Source organism: Streptomyces sp. NPDC086777 (genome assembly GCF_040702065.1).
In the GTDB taxonomy this organism is placed as follows: Bacteria; Actinomycetota; Actinomycetes; order Streptomycetales; family Streptomycetaceae; genus Streptomyces.
The window spans coordinates 424766-443127 of the sequence record NZ_JBFBJI010000001.1; the positions used below are offsets into that span (position 1 = coordinate 424766).

The following is an 18362-nucleotide window of genomic DNA, read 5'->3' on the forward strand; positions in this document are numbered from 1 at the left end:
CACCGCCGTAGGCAACCGGAAACGGGGACCGGTGACCCTCTGACGAGCCCCGACCGACGTTGGAGACGCCCGTGTTCCTCGCCACCGCGCACGCCGACACCGGTGACACCGCCTGGCTGCTCGCCGCCACCGCCCTGGTCCTGCTGATGACCCCGGGGCTGGCCCTGTTCTACGGCGGCATGGTCCGCACGAAGAGCGTCCTCAACATGCTGATGATGAGCTTCGTGTCGATCGCCCTGGTGACGGTGGTGTGGCTGGCGGGCGGCTACTCGCTCGCCTTCGGCGACGACCTCGGGGCCGGGCTGCTCGGCGGCCTGGCGCACGCGGGCATGAGCGGCCTCGGCCCGGACAGCGTCCAGGGCAGCGTCCCCACCCTCCTCTTCGCCACCTTCCAGCTCACCTTCGCGATCATCACGGCCGCGCTGATCAGCGGGGCGATCGCGGACCGGGCGAAATTCGGGGCGTGGCTGGTCTTCGTGCCCGTCTGGGCGCTGCTCGTATACGTTCCGGTCGCGCACTGGGTGTGGGGCCCGGGTGGCTGGATCGCGCACCACCTCGGCGCCCTCGACTTCGCCGGCGGCCTGCCCGTCGAGATCACCTCAGGCGCCTCCGGTCTCGCCCTGTGCCTGGTCCTCGGCCCGCGGCTCGGCTTCAAGAAGGACGCGATGCGGCCGCACAACCTGCCGATGGTGATCCTGGGCGCCGGTCTGCTCTGGTTCGGCTGGTTCGGTTTCAACGCGGGCTCGGCGATGGGCGCCAACGGCCTGGCCGCCGCCGTCTTCCTGAACACCCTCGCCGCCGGCTGCACCGGCCTGCTGGGCTGGCTCTTCGTCGAGCAGAAGCGCGACGGCCACCCCACCACCCTCGGCGCGGCCTCCGGCGCCGTCGCCGGCCTGGTCGCCATCACCCCGTCCTGCGGCTCGGTCTCCCTGCTCGGCGCCCTCGTCGTCGGCCTCGCCGCGGGCGTGGTCTGCTCGTACGCGGTGGGCTGGAAGTTCAGGCTGGACTACGACGACTCCCTCGACGTCGTCGGCGTTCACCTGGTCGGCGGAATCATCGGCACCCTGCTGATCGGCCTGTTCGCCGAGAAGGCCATGACCGGTTCCGCCGAGGGCCTCTTCTACGGCGGCGGACCCGCCCAGCTCGGAAAGCAGGCGGTGGCGGTCGTGGCCGTCGCGGCGTACGCGTTCGCCGTGACCTACGGCATCGGCAAGCTGCTCGACAAGGCGATGGGCTTCCGGGCGGCCGAGGAGCACGAGCACACCGGCCTGGACCTTACGGTGCACGCCGAGACCGCTTACGATCACGGGGTCCTGGGCCACGGCGCCCCGGTCGCCCACTCCGTCCTCCCCACCGCCCAGAAGGTCAAGAGCAATCCATGAAGCTCATCACCGCGATCGTGAAGCCCTACCGCCTCGACGCGGTGAAGACCGCGCTCCAGGAGCTCGGCGTGCACGGCCTGACCGTGACCGAGGCCAGCGGGTACGGCAGGCAGCACGGCCACACCGAGGTCTACCGGGGCGCCGAGTACCGCGTCGACCTGGTCCCCAAGGCCCGGATCGAGGTCGTCGTCGAGGACGCCGACGCGGAGCCCGCGATCGAGGCGATCGTCAAGGCCGCGCAGACGGGGAAGATCGGGGACGGGAAGGTGTGGGCGCTGCCGGTCGAGACGGTCGTACGGGTGCGGACGGGCGAACGCGGCCCCGACGCCCTCTGAACCACCGGGCGAACGGCCGCCGGCCCCTGCGGCGCGTCCGGGCGAACAGCGCACCGCCCGCCGCCCCGGCGGCGAACACCACCGCCAGCACCAGCCACGGCAGCGCGAGGAACGAGGCGCTCGCGGACTCCCGGGTGCCGGTCGCGCTGGCCGTCAGCGTCACCTTCCCCCAGTCGAGTTGGGGCGCGTCCCGCCAGCGCGCGGTGAGCGCGACCCGCTCCCCCGGCAGCAGTTCGGAGGGGATCCCGGTGAGGTCGCGGCTGAGCAGCGTCCGGCCGAACAGGCCCTCGGCACGCAGCCGCACCTTCGGGTCCAGGGTGACGTTCCCGGTGTTGTGCAGGGTGTAGGAGATGGTCGCCGTGCTGGCGCCGAGGCCGGGCACGAGCGGCTGGTGGTGGCTGATGTGCACGTTCTCGACGGTGAGGGCCGCAAGCGCGGGACCGCTCACCCGCAGGTAGACCCGGGCACCGACGGCCCGCCGCACGCCGAGCGCCAGGGACCCGGAGCCCGGGTCGACCTTCTCGTCCAGCGCGACGATCGCCCCGGGATGGTCACCGGGCTCGGCGCCCTTCGGCACGTGCAGGGTGAACGGCACGGTGACCGTCCTGTGCGCGGGGACGGTGACCCGCGCCCTGCCGAGCTCGGCCCAGGCCCCGACCCCCCGCATCCGCTCCTTGACCGTCCGGACGGCGAAGCCGCCGTCCCGCGCGGTGTTGTACGCGTCGGCCGCGTACAGCCGGAAGGTCAGCGGCGCACCGGTCTTGTTGGCGACGGCCACCTTGTCGGTGATCGTCTGCCCGGGGTCGAGGGAGAGGTAGAAGTACGGCCGCGCCGCGATCTTCGAGGCGACCGGGTAGACGGACCAGCTTCCGTTGTCGGCGGCGCGCGCGGGACCCGCCGTGCACAGGATGCCGAGGATCAGGCTCAGGAGGAGGACATACGGCTTGACGCGACGCATGGGTGCGGACCCCCGGTCGGAAGCGGGACGGGTGGCGACCGGGTCTCTCATGACATGAAAGCCCGGCCGCCACCAGGGAGTTGACCGAGTCGGCTCAGGTGAGCGTCAGGGTCAGGACTCCGGAGTACGACCCCGGAGGGGTGAACGCCGGTACGTCGAGGGAGAGTCCGGCGTCGACCGTGAACTCACCGCCGGTGAGCGTGCCGTCCGGGGTCGACGCGAGGGTCGCCCCGGAGCTGCCGACGGTGCCCGCGGAACCGGCCGCACAGGTGCTGGGGCTGCCCGCCTTGGTCGCGCAGGCCGGCGTCCAGCTCAGCTTCCCGGCGTCGATCTTGGCGCCGGGACCGGTGAAGTCGGTGACCTTGCCGGTGAGCGACCAGCCGGCCGGCCCGCCACGGAAGTCCTTGACGGTGACGGTCTGCAGGCTGCCCGTGGACGCCCCGCCCTGCCCGAAGTCGACCGCCGAGAGCGCGACGGAGTCCCCGGCCTGGGACATGGACAGGGTCCCCGCCTTGACGGTGGTGGTCAGCTTCTGACTGCCGGGCGGCACCGGCGTGGTGTCGTTGACGACGTAGGCGGCGGGTCCCGCCCCCGTGTCGGCGCTCCACGCGCTCCCCTCGTACGCCACGATCCCGGTCGTCGTCTTGTCGTTGACGACGAGGGGCGCGCTGAAGGAGCCGTCGGAGCCCGCGGTGGCCGTGGCCGTGTCGGCGGTCTGGCTGCTCCCGGACCGTCCGGCCAGGGTCACGGTCGCCCCCGGCGTGAAGTTCTGCCCGCTGACGGTCACGCTGTCACCGGGGTTGCCGGAGGCCTTGTCCAGGCTGATGGCACGGTTGTTGACCGGGGTGGTCGAGGTCGCCGTGACGGTCTCCGACACCGGGGCGGGCGGGTTGGTGACCGTGCACGGGGTGTCCAGCTCCAGGATGTAGCTGGTGTGGATGTTGTAGTCGCCGGGCGAGAGCGTGATGGCGCCCGGCGAGGTGACGGTGAACGTGCCCGTCATGGAGAACGACGGGAAGGTCCCGTACCCGGGTACCGGATCGTTCTTCTTCGGCCCGGTGACCGTCACGTCCCCGGTCTGCGCGCCGCCGAGCGTCACCTTCCCCGTCGGCGTCATGATGTCGGCCGGCAGGGCGAGGGCGGTGGGGTTGTTGGCGGCGGGCGTGACCACGGTGTAGGTCACGGTGACCGTGTCGCCGACCTTCGGGCTGGTGTTGTCCACCGAGACCGCGGCGGTGGTGGTGCCGTCGATCGGCGGGAGGCCCGCGACCGCGGGCGGGATGCAGTGCGTGGCGAAGTCGACGTTCGTCCCGGCGGCACCGGCCGGACAGGCCAGTGCGCCGCCGGCCGTGACCGCGAGCGCGGTCGCCCCGAACAGTGAGATCCAGCGCCACCGTCGGGATCTTCGTGATCTTGGGGGTGAACCCATGGAAGCCCCCTCCTGAGGGTTGCGGGCGCAGCGGCTCCTCTGCGCCGACAGGGGGCCATTGATGTGGAGGCCGCGTGAGAAGTCAATGGAGATGCCGCAGAAACCTGACGGTTCATCAGCTTCTGCGGCATCCGGAACGAACCCGTCACCCGGCTAGAAGACGAACGGGCCGGGGGACTGGGCGGCGCTGGACGTACAGGTGACGGTGATGCCGAAGATGACCATCTTCAGCGAGCCGCCGTGGAAGTCCAGGCTGTCGCCGGAGGCCACGGTGCCGGGGAGCGGGCCGACGGTGACCGCGGAGCCGGCGGCCATGGCCGGGTTCACGGTGCCGCTGAAGACCCGGCTGGCGCCGGTGGAGTTGGCCATGGTCAGCGTGGAGGAGATGGAGTTCGCCGACAGCGCGAGCGGGGTGGTGATCGCGCTGGAGGTGAGGGTGAGGGTGGCGTTGGTACCGCTCTGGGTCGCGGTGAGGGTCGCACTGCCGCCGCCGAAGATGCCGCAGCTGGCGGTGACGGTGGCGGTGGTCGGGGTGACGGCGGCGGCCGTGGGTGCGAAGGCCAGCGCCGTGGCGGCGAGGGCCCCCGCCGCGAGTGCCGCACCGGTGGCTATGCGTTTCATGGGGATCGGTCTCCCTTCCCGTTACGTGGGAATGCCATGTGGGATGGCGACCCCGGTCCGGGTGGGTGCGGACACACCGCGGGGCCGAATCTGACGGTCCGTCGGAACTTACGGTCCCATTGATACGCGAGCTACAGACACCGACAAGGTTGAAATCTGGCCGACTGCGCAAGGGGGAGGCGGCGAGGGGGTGGCTCAGGTCTGTGGCCGACTGCGGGCAGCATGCGGCCGGCCGCGCAGTTCCCCGCGCCCCTTGAGGTGGGACCGGCACGGGCGCCCCCGAAGGCGCGCGGGGAACTGCGCGGGCAACCACGACGGCGCCGCACCCGCCCACTCGCGCCCGGGCCCGGAGTCAACACAGCTCGCCCCTCCCCCGACGGAGTCAGAGAAGGGCTCGCTTCTCAGCGGGGCGAGTCGGGGGGCGGGCGAAGGGTCAGGCCGGGACAGTGAGCCGCACTTCCCCGTCCGCCCCCGCGAGCAGCACCGGCGTCCCCGGCCCCCCAAGATCCCGTACCGCCGCCAGGTCCTCCGCCGAAACCCCCTCGGCCCCCGAGACCACCGCCGCCGCCTCCAGCGACTCCGCCCCCGACGCCACCGCCATCGCCACCGCCGTCCGCAGCGCGCTCAGCTTCAGCGAGGCCAGCTCCACGGTCCCCGCCACATACGTACGGCCCGTGGTGTCGCGCACGGCCGCCCCCTCGGCCACCCCGTTGCGGGCCCGGGCCGAGCGGGCCAGGGTGACGATCTTGCGGTCCTCGGCGCCAAGCGCGTTGCTGTCGGTCATGCCCCGAGCATACGAACAACCCCGGCCGGCCCCCGTTCCTCCCCCGCCGCCGGACGGAGTCAGCCGAGGTGCCGGACGGTCTGACTCCGTACCGCCCCGGCCGCGGGCACCCGCGTTCAGGGCCGGTCCAGCCGCAGCCGTTCCGCCCTCGGCAGTCCGGCGACGACGAGGTCGTACGAGTCCTCGATCAGCTCTTCCACGAGTCGCTCGGGAAGATCACCGTCCACGGTCACGGTGTTCCAGTGCCGCTTGTTCATGTGGTAGCCCGGCGCGATCAGCCCCTCGTGGTCGGTGCGCAGCCGTACCGCGTCGTCGGGGTCGCACTTGAGGTTGACCGTGAGGGGTTCGGCGTCCAGCCGGCTCAGCGCGAACATCCGGCCGAGCACCTTGAAGACCGAGGTGTCCGGGTTGAACGGGAAGTCCTCCTCGGCCGCGTTGAAGGAGAGGCAGAAGGCACGGAGCCGGTCCGGGGTCACTCGGCGTCGTCCTCCGCGGTGTCGGGCGCCGGCACCGGCTCCACCAGTACCGTCACGATCTTGTTGCGGCGGCCGGCGGCCGACTCGGCGGTGAGGGCGAGCCTGCGGCCGTCGGGGAGCTCGACCTGGGCGGAGGCACCGGCGATGGGCACCCTGCCGAGGGCCTTCGCGAGCAGGCCGCCGACGGTCTCCACGTCCTCGTCGTCGTACTCCTCGAGGCCGTACAGCTCGCCGAGGTCGGTGATGTCGAGGCGGGCGGTGACCCGGTAGCGGTCGTCGCCGAGGCCGGTGACCGGCGGGAGCTCACGGTCGTACTCGTCGGTGATCTCGCCGACGATCTCCTCCAGGATGTCCTCGATGGTGACGATCCCGGCCGTGCCGCCGTACTCGTCGATGACGACGGCGACGTGGTTGCGTTCCTTCTGCATCTCGCGCAGCAGGTCGCCGGCGTTCTTGGTGTCGGGCACGAAGAACGCGGGCCGCATCGCGGTGGAGACCAGGTCGGACTCGGCGTCCCGGCTGATGTGCGTCTTGCGGACCAGGTCCTTGAGATACACGATGCCGACGATGTCGTCCTCGCTCTCCCCGGTGACCGGAATGCGCGAGAAACCCGAGCGCAGGGCGAGGGTCAGGGCCTGACGGATGGTCTTGTACCGCTCGATGACGACGAGGTCGGTGCGCGGGACCATGACCTCCCGCACGAGGGTGTCGCCGAGTTCGAAGACCGAGTGCACCATGCGGCGCTCGTCGTCCTCGATCAGCGACTCCTTCTCGGCGAGGTCGACCAGCGCCCGCAGTTCGGCCTCGGAGGCGAACGGGCCGCGCCGGAAGCCCTTGCCGGGGGTGAGCGCGTTGCCGATGAGGATGAGGAGATACGGGATCGGGCCCATGATCCGGGCGAGCGGCAGCAGCACGTACGCGGCGGCCGTCGCCGTGTTCAGCGGGTGCTGGCGGCCGATGGTGCGCGGGGAGACGCCGACGGCGACGTACGACACGAGCACCATCACGCCGATCGCGGCGAGCAGCGCCTGCCAGGTGGTGGGGATCTCCTGGAGGCACTCGTAGGTGACCATGGCCGCGGCCGCCATCTCGCAGGCGACGCGGACCAGCAGCGCCACGTTGAGGTAGCGGGTGGGGTCGGCGGCGAGTTCGGCGAGCCTGGCGCTGCCGCGCCGCCCGGACTTCACCGCCTCCTCGGCCCGGAAGCTGGAGACGCGGGCGATACCGGCCTCGGCACAGGCGGCCAGCCAGGCTACGACGACCAGCGCGACCGCGCCGAGGACGATCTGCGGACTCATACGGCGACGACCCGCCCGCCTACGAGACCGTCGGCGCCGGCGAGGGCCCGGTCAGGCCCCGCTCCCCGCGCCAGCCGTCCACGATGGCCGCCTGCAGGCCGAACATCTCGGCCTTCTCGTCGGGCTCCTCGTGGTCGTAGCCGAGCAGGTGCAGCACGCCATGGACGGTGAGCAGCTGGAGCTCCTCGTCCATGGAGTGCTGGGTCTCGGCCTCGGCCCCCTGCTTGGCGGCCACCTCCGGGCAGAGCACGATGTCGCCGAGCAGCCCCTGCGGCGGCTCGTCCTCGTCCTTCGACGGCGGCCGCAGCTCGTCCATCGGGAACGACATGACATCCGTCGGACCCGGCAGGTCCATCCACTGGATGTGCAGCTGCTCCATGGCGTCGGCGTCCACGACGATCACCGAGAGCTCGGAGAGCGGGTGGATGCGCATCCGTGCGAGCGCGTAGCGGGCGATGTCGAGGATCGCCTGCTCGTCGACCTCGGTTCCGGACTCGTTGTTGACGTCGATCGACATGGCGCTGTGCTTGTCTACTTCCCCTTGTGCGCGGACTTCGGACGGCCGCCCTTGTGCGTGCCGTTCTCGGTGCCGTGCGTGCTGTCGTACTTCTCGTACGCGTCGACGATACGGCCCACCAGCTTGTGCCGTACGACATCGTGGGACGTCAGCCTGGAGAAGTGCACGTCGTCCACGCCGTCCAGGATGTCCTGCACCTGGCGCAGACCGGACTTGGTGCCGTTGGGCAGGTCGACCTGCGTCACGTCACCGGTGATCACGATCTTCGACTCGAAGCCGAGCCGGGTGAGGAACATCTTCATCTGCTCGGGCGAGGTGTTCTGGGCCTCGTCGAGGATGATGAAGGCGTCGTTGAGCGTGCGGCCGCGCATGTACGCCAGCGGCGCGACCTCGATGGTCCCGGCCGCCATCAGGCGCGGGATCGAGTCGGGGTCGAGCATGTCGTGCAGCGCGTCGTACAGCGGGCGCAGGTACGGGTCGATCTTCTCGTAGAGCGTGCCCGGCAGGAAGCCGAGCCGCTCGCCCGCCTCGACCGCCGGCCGGGTCAGGATGATGCGGTTGACCTGCTTGGACTGCAGGGCCTGCACCGCCTTGGCCATGGCCAGGTAGGTCTTGCCGGTGCCCGCAGGCCCGATGCCGAAGACGATCGTGTGCTTGTCGATCGCGTCGACGTACCGCTTCTGGTTGAGGGTCTTGGGGCGGATGGTGCGGCCGCGCGAGGACAGGATGTTCTGTGTCAGAACCTGGGCCGGGGTCTCCTCCGGGCCCTCCCCGTTCTCGCTCGCCCGCAGCATGGCGATCGAGCGTTCCACTGCGTCCTCCGTCATCGGCTGCCCGGTGCGGAGCACCAGCATCATCTCGTCGAACAGGCGCTGTATGAGGGCGACTTCACGAGCATCGCCGACCGCGCTGACTTCGTTGCCCCGGACGTGGATGTCGGCCGCCGGGAAGGCCTTCTCGATCACGCGCAGCAGGGAGTCGCCGGATCCCAGCACGGTGACCATGGGGTGCTGGGCGGGAACCTCGAACTGAGCTCTGGCCTGCTGCTGCGCGGCAGTGTGAGCTGTGGGTGTCTGAGTCATGGGCCGGCGCTTAAGGCCTGCGGTTCCTCCTCGTCACGGCCGCGTAGCTGAGGGCGGCCTCGCGTTATCAAGCGTACGACGCGGGGCTGACAACGCCGTAGGCCTTTTCACAGCGAGAGGCGCCCCCGGTGCGGCCGTGAGCCCTGCATGCGCTCCCGCACGCCGGGGCAGGATCGGGCCGACACTGCCATTACGTGGTCGGGGGGCCGCGTCCGCTCCACGCCACCTGTCCGCACAGAAAGCAGGTGCCGTGCTGCTGCGACTGCCCACGTCGGTGTCCGAGGCCCGTGACTGTCTGGCCGAGGGGGCGATACCCGTCGGCGGAGCGACCCTGGTCTGGGCCGCGTGGCAGCGGGACGGCTTCCCGGAACAGGCGGTGTCCCTGCGGAAGGTACCGGAGGCGACCGCGATGGGGAACGGGGTCCTCGGGGGCGCGGTGCTGCTGCACCAGGTGGACGACCGGGTTCCGGAGGTGCTGCGGCAGGCCGCGAAGGGCGTGGGGACGGGGGCGGTGCGCCGGGCGGCGACGGTCGGCGGGAACATCGCCGGGTCCACCCTGCGGGACCTGCTGCCGGCGGCGCTGGTGCTGGGCGCGTGGGCGGAGGTGCTCACGGCGGACGGGGTGGACGAGGTGGACCTCGCCGAGGTGCAGGCCAAGTCGCCGGTGCTGCTCTCGCTGCGCTGGCGGGAGCCGGTGAAGGGGGCGTACACGAAGGTGGCGGACCCGGCGGGCGGCGAGGTCCCGACCATCGTGGCGGCGGCGGTGGACACGGAGGGTGTGCTGCGGGTCGCGGTGCGGGAGGGGTACGCGGTGAGCAGCGGGGCGGTGGGGGCCGACGGGGGCGGGGTGGAGGAGCTGTTCGCCGGGGCGTTGTCCGGGGTGTCGGAGGCGGGGCGGTCGCTGGTGCGCCGGCAGGTTGCCGGGGTGCGGGGAGATTAGGCCGGGGGTCTCGTCGTCGGGTGCGGGTCGGTGGGGGTGTGGCTCGCGCAGTTCCACCCCCCGGCCTTCGGCCGGGGGTGCCCCCAGGCCCCTGACGGGGCGCTGCCCAGCCGCATCCTGCATAGCCGCAGGCAGCGTCCCGGCTACTCGGCTGCGGGCAGGCGTGCCGCAGGGCGGCACGGGTGGGCGCAGCGGCAGCCGGTCAGCGCCGGTAAGCGTTCCCACCCCCGGCCCGGCCCCTATCCCGCCCGCCCGAACCCGATCGTCGGCACGGCCCTCCGCAGGGGCCACGGCCTCACCTGGTCCTCCTCCGGTACCAGGCCCTCCAGGAACGCGTACCGGCGCAGGGCGGCCGGATCCTGTCCCGCCACGGACTGCACCTTGCGCCACCACGCCCCGATCTCCGACCATCCGGGAGCGGACAGCGAGCCGCCGAACTCCTGGACGGACAGGGCCGCCGTGAGGCCGGCGAAGGCGAGGCGGTCGGCGAGCGGCCAGTCGGCGAGGGTGCCGGTGACGAAGCCGGCGACGAAGACGTCCCCCGCGCCGGTCGGGTCGAGGGCCTCCACGGCGATCGCCGGGACCTCCGCGGACTCGCCGGTACGCCCGTCGACGGCGTAGGCGCCCTCCGACCCGAGGGTGACGACGGCGAGCGGCACGTACTCGGTGAGGGCGTGCGCGGCGGCCCGCGGGCAGTCCGCGCCGGTGTACCGCCGCGCCTCCTCCGCGTTCGGCAGGAACGCCTCGCAGTGTTCGAGGTCGGCCAGCCCGGCCAGGTCCCACGCACCGGTGTCGTCCCAGCCGACGTCGGCGAAGATCCTGGTGCCCTCGGCGGCCGCCCTGGCGATCCAGGGGTTGCGTTTGCCGGGCGTGAGGGAGGCGACGGCGGCGCGTGCGCGGGCCGGGTGGCCGGGCGCGTTCTGCTGGCGGAACAGCAGGTCCGCGGGCGGCTCGTGCCCGTGCGAGACCATGGTCCGCTCCCCCTCGTAGGCCATGGAGACGGTGACCGGCGAGTGCCAGCCGGGCACGGTCCGGGACGGGGAGAGGTCGATGCCCTCGCCCTGGGCGAGCGCGTCCCAGCAGTACTCGCCGTAGTGGTCGTCGCCGAAGGCGGCCGCCAGGGAGGTCCTCAGGCCGAGGCGGGCGAGGGCGGTGGCCATGTTGGCGACGCCGCCGGGGCTGGAGCCCATGCCGCGGGCCCAGGACTCGGTGCCGCGCACCGGCGCGCTGTCGAGGCCGGTGAAGACGATGTCGAGGAAGACGGTGCCGGTGAGATAGACGTCCCAGGGCGGATCGTCGGGCGTGCGCAGGGCGGCCAGCGGGTCGACCTGCGCGGCGCAGTGCGGTGCGGTGGCTCCTCTGTCGTCGTCGAGGTACTCCGGTTCCTCTCCGGCGAACGCGTTGGACGCGGTCACGGTGTGCTCCCTGACGTGGTGCGGATCCGGCCAGTGTGCACCATGTCACGGGAGCGGCGGCCGCCCTCGCCGTACGGACGCCCGATCGGGCGGCGCTACCAGCGGGGCACGGCCGGGGCCGTCCAGCCCGGCTCGGCGGCCCGCATCGCCGCCGCGTCGTCGCGGTCGCGGAGCGTGCCGTCGTCGTCCAGCCAGCGCCGGTGCAGCCGTCGCAGCTGCTCCCGGTCCAGTTCGACGCCCAGTCCGGGGGCGTCGGGGACGGTGATCCGGCCGCCGTGGAAGGTGAGGCGTTCGGTGAGGACGTCCTCGGACTGCCAGGGGTAGTGGGAGTCGCAGGCGTGGTGGAGGTCCGGGACGGTCGCGGCCACGTGGGTCATCGCGGCGAGGCTGATGCCGAGGTGGGTGTTGGAGTGCATGGAGACGCCGACGCCGAAGGTCCGGCAGACGGCGGCCAGTTCCCGGGTGTTGCGCAGGCCGCCCCAGTAGTGGTGGTCGCAGAGGACGACCTGGACCGCGCCCCGCACGAACGCCTCCCTGATCTCGCCGAAGGTCGTCACGCACATGTTGGTCGCGAGCGGCACGTCCGTGCCCGCGGCCACCTCCGCCATCGCCGGGGTGCCGAGCGCGGGGTCCTCCAGGTATTCGAGGACGTCGCCGAGTTCCCTCGCGACCTCCAGCGAGGTCGCCACCGACCAGGCGCCGTTGGGGTCCAGCCGCAGCGGATGCCCGGGGAACGCCTCGGCCAGCGCGCGCACGGCCGCGATCTCCTCCTCGGGCGGGAAGACCCCGCCCTTGAGCTTGAAGGAGGTGAACCCGTACCGCTCGGTGAAGCGGCGGGCCTGGGCCACCACCCCGGCCGGGTCGAGCGCGGCTCCCCAGTCGTCGGGTTCCGCGGGCACCCCCCGCGGGTGGGCGCCCCGCTTGTAGAAGAGGTAGGCGCTGAACTCGACCGCGTCGCGCACCTTCCCGCCGAGCAGTGCGTGCACCGGCAGCCCGAGCGCCTTGCCGAGGGCGTCCAGGCAGGCGACCTCGAACCCGGAGACGACGGACAGCCGCAGCTTCTCGGCGCTCTGCACGCCCCGCAGCCCGCCGACGTCGACCTGGCCGGCCACCCGGGCCGCGTCCACGGCGACCTCGTCGGCGACCGCGGACAGCCCGTTCAGGTCACCGGCCTGCCGCCCGAGCAGCTTCGCCGCGAACGGCCGGGCCAGCTCCAGGTACTTGGTGTCCCCGTAGGTCTCCCCGACGCCGACCACCCCGTCCGCGGTCTCCACCTCCACGATCAGCCGGGGCGTGTACGGCTGGTGCACGCCCTGCGTGTTCAGCAGCGGCGGGTCGGCGACGAGGACCGGCGTGAGGCGGACGTCGGTGACGGTGAGGTTCACCGGGACGCTCCCACGAGGCCGAGGCCGGTGTCGAGCAGCGCCCCGAGATCGGCCAGGTCCGCGGCGGACGGGTCGGTGAGCGGGGCGCGTACGGGGCCCACGGGCAGGCCGCGCAGCCGGGCCGCCGCCTTCACCAGCGACACCGCGTATCCGGGCACCCGGTCGCGCAGTTCGACGAACGGCACGTAGAAGTCGCGCAGCAGCTTGTCGACGGTGCCCTGGTCACCGCTCCCGAGGGCGGCGAAGAAGGCGTCGGCGATCTCCGGGGCGAAGGCGTGCACGGCGGAGGAGTACGCGGGGACGCCGACCGCCGCGTAGGCGCGGGCCTGGATCTCGGCGGTGGCGGCGCCGTTGAAGAAGAGGAAGCCGTCGGGGGCGGCGAGGGTGAGCCGCTGGAGCCGGTCGAGGTCGCTGTGCCCGTCCTTGAGGCCGATCACGCCGGGGAGGCCGGCGATCCGTGCCAACGAGGCGGCGGTGTAGGCGACCTGGCCGCGCTGGTAGACGACGAGCGGGAGCCCGGTCCGGCCCGCGATGGCCTCGACCTGCGCGACCAGCCCGTCCTGCGGGGCGGCGACGAGGTAGTGCGGCAGCACGAGCAGGGCGTCCGCCCCGGCCTCCTCCGCGACACGCGCGAACCGGGCGGCCTGCGCCCACCCGTACCCCACCCCGGCGACCACCGGCACCCGCCCGCCGGCCTCCTCGACCGCCACCGTCACGACCTGCCGGTACTCCTCCTCGTCCAGCGAGAAGAACTCCCCGGTCCCGCAGGCCGGGAAGAGGGCACCGGGCCCGGCGGCCAGCCGACCGGCCACGTACGCCCGGAACCCGTCCACGTCGAGGGACCCGTCGGCGCGGAACGAGGTGAGCGGGAACGACAGCACCCCGCCCGCCATCCCGGCCCGCAGCCTCCGCGCCACCTGTTCCGGCCGTCCGGCCACCGCACCCATCTCCGTCTCCCCATGTAGACGTAATCCACGTATGAAGACCGAGACTAGATATGCGAACGCCCCCCGTCAACGGCGCACCCCTCCCCCGCCCCCCATACGATCTGCACATGTCCGAGACAGCAGGAGTCCGCGAGGTGAAGTCCGCGGCGCGCACCGTGGAGCTGCTGGAGCTCCTCGCCGCCCGCGGCGACCGCCCGGCCCGCCTCCAGGAACTGGCGGACGGCCTCGGCGTCCCGCGCAGCTCGATGTACGCCCTCCTCCAGACGCTGATCACCCGCGGCTGGGTGCGCACCGACACCACCGGCTCCCTCTACGGCATCGGCATCCGCACCCTGCTGACCGGCACCAGCTACCTGGACTCCGACCCGCGCGTCCGTCTCGTGCGCCCCTACCTCGACGAGGCCTCCGAGGCGCTCGGCGAGACGATTCACCTGGCCCGCCTGGACGGACCGGACGTGGCGTACCTGGCGACCCGGGAGTCCCACGAGTACCTGCGCACGATCAGCAGGGTGGGCCGCCGCCTCCCCGCCCACGCGGGTGCGCTCGGCAAGGCACTGCTGGCGGAACGCCCGGACGCCGCCCTTCCCCCGGGCCCCTACCAGGCCCTCACCCCCCACACCCGCACCACCCCGGAGGCGCTCTCCGCCGACCTGACCGAGGTCCGCGCCCGCGGCTACTCGGTCGACCGCGAGGAAGGCGTCCTCGGCATCACCGGCTTCGGCTTCGCCCTGCGCTACGACACCCCGGCACAGGACGCGATCAGCTGCTCGGTACCGGTGGCGCGCCTGACGCCGGAGCACGAGGCGGAGATCGTCACGGTGATGCGGGAAACCCGCACACGCATCGAATCCGCGACCACGGGCGGCACGGTCAGCTGGCGCTGACAGGCCGGGGGGACCGGTTCGTCGCCGGATGCGGGCGCGTGGGGCTGATCGCGCAGTTCCTCCCCCGGCACCCCTCAGGGGGCGCCGCAGCCGGCGCTCCGGTTTGCGAGAAACGGCTGGGCAGCGCCCCGACAGGGGCGCGGGGAACTGCGCGACCAGCCCCACTCACCTGCACCCGCCGCTCCACCGACCCCCCCCTGGCGGCGCTCGGCGCGGCTACCCCATCCCCCGCACCCGAAACCTCACCGTGCCCCACATCACACCCCCCACCCTTCTGCTCCCCCTCCGCACTTGATACAAATTCCCCGCGCGTTCCTGTCCCTCGACGGCCTGCGCCCAACCCCCTTCTCGAGCCGCTCCTTTCGCATGCCCTGGGAACGCCCGTGTCCGCCCCCCGCACCACCCCCTGGCCCCTCGTCGCCCTTTTCACGGCCGGGTACCTCGCCCCCTACCTCCTCCCGACCACCGTCGGCCGGCTCGCTTCGGGGCTCCCCCTCTCCGCCACGCAGGCAGGGGCCGTCGGCAGTGCCCTGCTGCTGAGTTCGGCGACGGCCGGCTTCCTCCTCGCGGCCCGGGTCGACCGCATCGGCCCCCGCCCGCTCGCCCGCCTCGGACTCGTCCTCGCCGTCCTCGGCTACGGCGGCGCCGCCCTGACCACCGCCGTCCCCGCGGTCGTCGCCGGCGCGGTCGTCGGCGGCTTCGGCTCCGGCACGGTCACCGCGGTCGCCGCCACCGGCATCGCCGCGATGGGGGTCCCCCCGCGCGAGGGCGTCCGAGCGCGGGGCATGGACCCGCACCGCGCCACCACCCTCGGCCTGCTCGGCGTCTCCGCCCTCGCCGGCGCCGTCTACCTGACGGTCCCGCAGCTCGGCCCCGGCCACGCGCAGCCCCTCGCCGCGCTGGCGCTCACGGCGCTCGCGGTCTGGCCGTTCACCGCCCGGCTGTCCTCCCGTACCACCCCGGCCCTGCCCCGCGCCGCCGCCGGGCCCCGGCTCCCCCACCTGCGTTCGGGCCTGCTGCTGGCCGCCGCGATGCCGTGCTGGTCGGCCGCGCAGAACTCGCTGTGGGGGGTCAGCGGCCGGATCGGCCTGACGCAGGCGCACCTCGGCGAGGCCACCGTCGGCGCGGTGTTCGCGGTCGCGCTCGGCACCGGCCTGCTCGGCGTCGTCGGCGCGGGCGCCCTCGGCCCGCGGCTCGGCCGGGCGCTGCCGATCGGCCTGGGCACCGTGCTGATCGCGGGCTGTATCGCGCTCAGCGCGTCCGCGACCGACCTGACGACGTTCGCGACCGGCGAGATCGCTTGGAACCTGCTCTACCCGGTCGTCCTGTCGTACGTCATCGGGCTGGCCGCCGCCCTCGACCCGCGGGGCCGCTGGGCGGTGCTGGTCGGGTCGGCGTCGTCGCTGGGGACGGCCGTCGGCCCGATGACCGGCAGCCTGCTGGCGGCGCGGGCCGGTTTCCCGGCGATGGGGACGGTCCTCGCGGTGGGGCTGCTGGCCGTCGCGGTGCCGCTGACGGCGGTGGCGCTGCGGCGCAGGACCACCACCGTCGCGACCGGCCCGGCGCTCACCGACGGAACGCCGGTACGGCTGGACGTCGCGGCCTAGCCGTGGGCCGGGCCGAACTCGAACGCCTCCACCTCCGCCAGGTACCGCGCCCGCAGCTCCTCGTCGTCGTCGAGGAAGGAGGCACGGAAGGAGTTGCGGGCCAGTTCCCGCATCTGCTCCCTGGACAGGCCCAGGGCGTCGCGCACGGCGTGGTAGTTGTCGGCGACGTAACCGCCGAAGTAGGCCGGGTCGTCGGAGTTGACCGTGCACAGCAGCCCGGCGTCGATCATGGCCGGAAGCGGGTGGTCGGCGAGCACGTCGACCGCGCGCAGCCGGACGTTGGACAGCGGGCACAGCGTCAGCGGGATCCGCTCCCGCACCAGACGCTCCACCAGCGCCGGGTCCTCCATGCAGCGCAGCCCGTGGTCGACGCGCTCGACACCGAGCACGTCCAGCGCCTCGGTGATGTACTCCGGCGGCCCCTCCTCACCCGCGTGGGCCACCCGCCGCAGCCCCAGCCCGGCCGCCGCCTCGTACACCTCGCGGAACTTGGCCGGCGGATGCCCGACCTCGGCGGAGTCGAGCCCGATGCCGGTGATCCGGTCGAGGTAGGGCTTGGCCGCCTCCAGGGTGGCCATCGCCGACTCGGCCGACTCGTCGCGCAGGAAGCACATGATGAGGCGGGTGGAGATCCCGTGGCTGTCGACGCTGCGGCCGAGCGCCCGCCACAGGCCCTCGACGACCGTCCCCATGTCCACGCCCCGCGCGAGGTGCGCCTGCGGGTCGAAGAAGATCTCGGCGTGCCGCACGCCCTGCGCGGCGGCCCGTGAGAGGTAGGAGTCGGCGAGGTCGTCGAAGTCCTGCTCGGTGCGCAGGACGGTCATGAGCTCGTAGTAGAGGTTCAGGAAGGACTGCAGGTCCTCGAACTGGTAGGCCTTGCGGAGCGCTTCGGTGTCCGCGTAGGGCAGTTCGAGGCCGTTGCGCGCGGCCAGCAGGAACGCCAGCTCGGGCTCCAGGGTGCCTTCGATGTGGAGGTGCAGTTCTGCTTTGGGGAGGGGCATCCGAGCATCGTACGGCCGTTTCACCTGCGCTTCGGGAGCGGCACTCGGAGCAGGTCGTGGGCGACGGTCAGCTCGCCCTCGTAGCCGGCGGCCCGCGCCTGCCGTTCGAAGCTCTCGGGGTTCTCCGGTTCGGGGTAGCGCTGGCTGAAGTGGGTCAGCACCAGGTGCCGTACGCCCGCGTCGCGTGCGACGGCTGCCGCCTGTCCCGCGGTCAGGTGGCCGTGGTCCGCGGCGAGCCGGGCGTCCTCGTCGAGGAACGTCGACTCGATGACGAGCAGGTCGCAGCCCTCTGCGAGGGCGTGCACGCCCTCGCAGAGGCGGGTGTCCATGACGAACGCGAACCGCTGGCCGCGGCGCACCTCGCTGACCTCGTCGAGCGAGACGTCCCCGAGGACGCCCTCGCGCTGGATCCGTCCGACGTCGGGGCCGGTGATGCCGTGCGCGGCGAGCCGTTCGGGCAGCATGCGGCGGCCGTCGGGCTCGGTGAGCCGGTAGCCGTACGACTCGACGGGGTGCGAGAGCCTGCGGGCCTCCAGCGTGTAGGCGGGGGTGGCCGCGAGGTCGCCGTCCGCGTCGACCGGGGCCTCGGTGATGCCGACGGTCTCGCGGTAGGCGGTGGCGTACCGGAGCCGGTCGAAGAAGCGCTGCCCGGACCCCGGGTAGTGGGCGGTGACGGGGTGCGGGACCTGGTCGAGGTTGATGCGCTGGATGACGCCGGCGAGGCCGAGGCAGTGGTCGCCGTGGAAGTGGGTGACGCAGATCCGGTTCAGGTCGTGGGCGGCGACGCCGGCCCGCAGCATCTGCCGCTGGGTGCCCTCGCCGGGGTCGAAGAGGATGCCCTCGCCGTCCCAGCGCAGCAGGTAGCCGTTGTGGTTGCGGTGCCGGGTGGGGACCTGACTGGCGGTGCCGAGCACCACCAGTTCACGTACGGACATGGCGGGTCATCCGGGCGGCCACTGCAGGCCGCGGCCGCCGAGGACGTGGGCGTGGGCGTGCCAGACGGTCTGGCCGGCGCCGCTGCCGGTGTTGAAGACGATGCGGTAGCTCTCCAGCTTGTCCTCGTCGGCGACGGCCTGCGCCTCACGCAGTATGTCGGCGGCGATCACGGGTTCGCCTGCGGCGAGTTCGGCCGCGTTCCGGTAGTGGACCTTGGGGATCACCAGGACGTGGGTGGGCGCCTGGGGGTTGATGTCCCGGAAGGCGACGGTGGTGTCCGTCTCCCGGACGATCGTCGCGGGGACGTGGCCTGCGACGATCTTGCAGAACAGGCAGTCGTCCCGGGGTTCCCCCGCCATGTTTTC

The 18362-nt window shown here is 72.8% G+C and carries 19 protein-coding genes; 5 read left to right on the forward strand and 14 right to left on the reverse strand.

Translation table 11 applies throughout. The features are described 5' to 3' along the window. Nucleotides 1–71: 71 nt before the first annotated feature. Both AB0472_RS01920 and AB0472_RS01925 read left to right on the forward strand, forming a co-directional pair. The gene (locus AB0472_RS01920) at nt 72–1382 is read left to right on the forward strand and encodes an ammonium transporter (RefSeq protein ID WP_366352479.1); all 1311 of its coding nucleotides are present in this window, start codon (nt 72–74) and stop codon (nt 1380–1382) included. Beyond that, nucleotides 1379–1717, forward strand: coding sequence for a P-II family nitrogen regulator (locus AB0472_RS01925; protein WP_351490554.1), 339 nt, complete (start codon nt 1379–1381; stop codon nt 1715–1717). Before AB0472_RS01920 ends, AB0472_RS01925 begins: the two co-directional genes overlap by 4 nt. On the opposite strand, the gene AB0472_RS01930 is transcribed toward AB0472_RS01925, so the two are convergent. From AB0472_RS01930 to AB0472_RS01965, 8 genes are all read right to left on the reverse strand, one after another. Beyond that, nucleotides 1611–2675, reverse strand: a complete 1065-nt coding sequence (locus tag AB0472_RS01930; RefSeq protein WP_366352481.1) for a DUF916 domain-containing protein — start codon at nt 2673–2675, stop codon at nt 1611–1613. The two genes, AB0472_RS01925 and AB0472_RS01930, sit on opposite strands and share 107 nt — an antisense overlap. Before the next feature lie 94 nt (nt 2676–2769). Beyond that, nucleotides 2770–4104 carry a beta-xylosidase gene (locus tag AB0472_RS01935; protein ID WP_366352483.1) on the reverse strand — a complete coding sequence of 445 codons (1335 nt, stop codon included), beginning with the start codon at nt 4102–4104 and terminating at the stop codon, nt 2770–2772. A 153-nt stretch (nt 4105–4257) separates the two neighbouring features. After that, entirely contained in the window at nt 4258–4731 is a 474-nt protein-coding gene (locus tag AB0472_RS01940) for a hypothetical protein (protein ID WP_366352706.1), read from the reverse strand. Nucleotides 4732–5158: 427 nt separating this feature from the next. Continuing rightward, on the reverse strand, nt 5159–5509 hold the full coding sequence (locus AB0472_RS01945; protein WP_366352485.1) for a cytidine deaminase: 351 nt from the start codon (nt 5507–5509) through the stop codon (nt 5159–5161). 116 nt (nt 5510–5625) lie between these two features. Beyond that, complete coding sequence (locus tag AB0472_RS01950) at nt 5626–5985, reverse strand: MmcQ/YjbR family DNA-binding protein (RefSeq protein ID WP_366352487.1); 360 nt, start codon at nt 5983–5985, stop codon at nt 5626–5628. Further along, nucleotides 5982–7283: a hemolysin family protein gene (locus tag AB0472_RS01955; protein WP_366352489.1), complete on the reverse strand. Its 1302-nt coding sequence runs from the start codon at nt 7281–7283 to the stop codon at nt 5982–5984. The genes AB0472_RS01950 and AB0472_RS01955 overlap by 4 nt, the downstream gene beginning before the upstream one ends. 19 nt (nt 7284–7302) lie before the next feature. Continuing rightward, nucleotides 7303–7800, reverse strand: coding sequence for an rRNA maturation RNase YbeY (gene ybeY, locus AB0472_RS01960; protein WP_351954969.1), 498 nt, complete (start codon nt 7798–7800; stop codon nt 7303–7305). Nucleotides 7801–7814: 14 nt separating this feature from the next. Beyond that, on the reverse strand, nt 7815–8882 hold the full coding sequence (locus AB0472_RS01965; protein ID WP_366352492.1) for a PhoH family protein: 1068 nt from the start codon (nt 8880–8882) through the stop codon (nt 7815–7817). Between the two features lie 250 nt (nt 8883–9132). Here AB0472_RS01965 and AB0472_RS01970 point away from each other — a divergent pair, with 250 nt between their 5' ends. Then, nucleotides 9133–9822: an FAD binding domain-containing protein gene (locus AB0472_RS01970; protein WP_366352494.1), complete on the forward strand. Its 690-nt coding sequence runs from the start codon at nt 9133–9135 to the stop codon at nt 9820–9822. Between the two features lie 239 nt (nt 9823–10061). Here the strand turns inward: AB0472_RS01970 and AB0472_RS01975 are convergent, their stop codons facing one another. From AB0472_RS01975 to AB0472_RS01985, 3 genes are all read right to left on the reverse strand, one after another. Beyond that, nucleotides 10062–11141 carry a PfkB family carbohydrate kinase gene (locus AB0472_RS01975; protein WP_366352708.1) on the reverse strand — a complete coding sequence of 360 codons (1080 nt, stop codon included), beginning with the start codon at nt 11139–11141 and terminating at the stop codon, nt 10062–10064. A gap of 191 nt (nt 11142–11332) precedes the next feature. Then, nucleotides 11333–12622, reverse strand: a complete 1290-nt coding sequence (locus AB0472_RS01980) for a glucarate dehydratase family protein (protein WP_366352496.1) — start codon at nt 12620–12622, stop codon at nt 11333–11335. After that, entirely contained in the window at nt 12619–13569 is a 951-nt protein-coding gene (locus AB0472_RS01985) for a 5-dehydro-4-deoxyglucarate dehydratase (protein WP_366352498.1), read from the reverse strand. Before AB0472_RS01985 ends, AB0472_RS01980 begins: the two co-directional genes overlap by 4 nt. A gap of 107 nt (nt 13570–13676) precedes the next feature. Between AB0472_RS01985 and AB0472_RS01990 the strand changes: the two genes are divergently transcribed. After that, nucleotides 13677–14453, forward strand: a complete 777-nt coding sequence (locus AB0472_RS01990) for an IclR family transcriptional regulator (protein ID WP_366352500.1) — start codon at nt 13677–13679, stop codon at nt 14451–14453. Between the two features lie 383 nt (nt 14454–14836). Next, the gene (locus AB0472_RS01995) at nt 14837–16060 is read left to right on the forward strand and encodes an MFS transporter (protein ID WP_366352502.1); all 1224 of its coding nucleotides are present in this window, start codon (nt 14837–14839) and stop codon (nt 16058–16060) included. On the opposite strand, the gene AB0472_RS02000 is transcribed toward AB0472_RS01995, so the two are convergent. The 3 genes from AB0472_RS02000 to AB0472_RS02010 are packed head-to-tail and all read right to left on the reverse strand — an operon-like array spanning nt 16057 to nt 18356. Beyond that, nucleotides 16057–17061 carry an adenosine deaminase gene (locus AB0472_RS02000; protein ID WP_366352504.1) on the reverse strand — a complete coding sequence of 335 codons (1005 nt, stop codon included), beginning with the start codon at nt 17059–17061 and terminating at the stop codon, nt 16057–16059. The two genes, AB0472_RS01995 and AB0472_RS02000, sit on opposite strands and share 4 nt — an antisense overlap. 20 nt (nt 17062–17081) lie before the next feature. Continuing rightward, nucleotides 17082–17996 (reverse strand): ribonuclease Z, encoded by a 915-nt coding sequence (locus AB0472_RS02005; protein ID WP_366352506.1) that lies wholly within the window; start codon nt 17994–17996, stop codon nt 17082–17084. 6 nt (nt 17997–18002) lie between these two features. Continuing rightward, nucleotides 18003–18356, reverse strand: a complete 354-nt coding sequence (locus AB0472_RS02010) for a histidine triad nucleotide-binding protein (RefSeq protein WP_366352508.1) — start codon at nt 18354–18356, stop codon at nt 18003–18005. Nucleotides 18357–18362 lie beyond the last annotated feature (6 nt).

Excerpts from the sequence above, each read along its gene's own strand:
- AB0472_RS01925 (WP_351490554.1), top strand. The coding sequence starts at position 1,379 with ATGAAGCTCATCACCGCGATCGTGAAGCCCTACCGCCTCGACGCGGTG.
- AB0472_RS01930 (WP_366352481.1), bottom strand. The coding sequence starts at position 2,675 with ATGCGTCGCGTCAAGCCGTATGTCCTCCTCCTGAGCCTGATCCTCGGC.
- AB0472_RS01935 (WP_366352483.1), bottom strand. The coding sequence starts at position 4,104 with ATGGGTTCACCCCCAAGATCACGAAGATCCCGACGGTGGCGCTGGATC.
- AB0472_RS01945 (WP_366352485.1), bottom strand. The coding sequence starts at position 5,509 with ATGACCGACAGCAACGCGCTTGGCGCCGAGGACCGCAAGATCGTCACC.
- AB0472_RS01955 (WP_366352489.1), bottom strand. The coding sequence starts at position 7,283 with ATGAGTCCGCAGATCGTCCTCGGCGCGGTCGCGCTGGTCGTCGTAGCC.
- ybeY (WP_351954969.1), bottom strand. The coding sequence starts at position 7,800 with ATGTCGATCGACGTCAACAACGAGTCCGGAACCGAGGTCGACGAGCAG.
- AB0472_RS01965 (WP_366352492.1), bottom strand. The coding sequence starts at position 8,882 with ATGACTCAGACACCCACAGCTCACACTGCCGCGCAGCAGCAGGCCAGA.
- AB0472_RS01985 (WP_366352498.1), bottom strand. The coding sequence starts at position 13,569 with ATGGGTGCGGTGGCCGGACGGCCGGAACAGGTGGCGCGGAGGCTGCGG.
- AB0472_RS01990 (WP_366352500.1), top strand. The coding sequence starts at position 13,677 with ATGTCCGAGACAGCAGGAGTCCGCGAGGTGAAGTCCGCGGCGCGCACC.
- AB0472_RS02000 (WP_366352504.1), bottom strand. The coding sequence starts at position 17,061 with ATGCCCCTCCCCAAAGCAGAACTGCACCTCCACATCGAAGGCACCCTG.
- AB0472_RS02005 (WP_366352506.1), bottom strand. The coding sequence starts at position 17,996 with ATGTCCGTACGTGAACTGGTGGTGCTCGGCACCGCCAGTCAGGTCCCC.
- AB0472_RS02010 (WP_366352508.1), bottom strand. The coding sequence starts at position 18,356 with ATGGCGGGGGAACCCCGGGACGACTGCCTGTTCTGCAAGATCGTCGCA.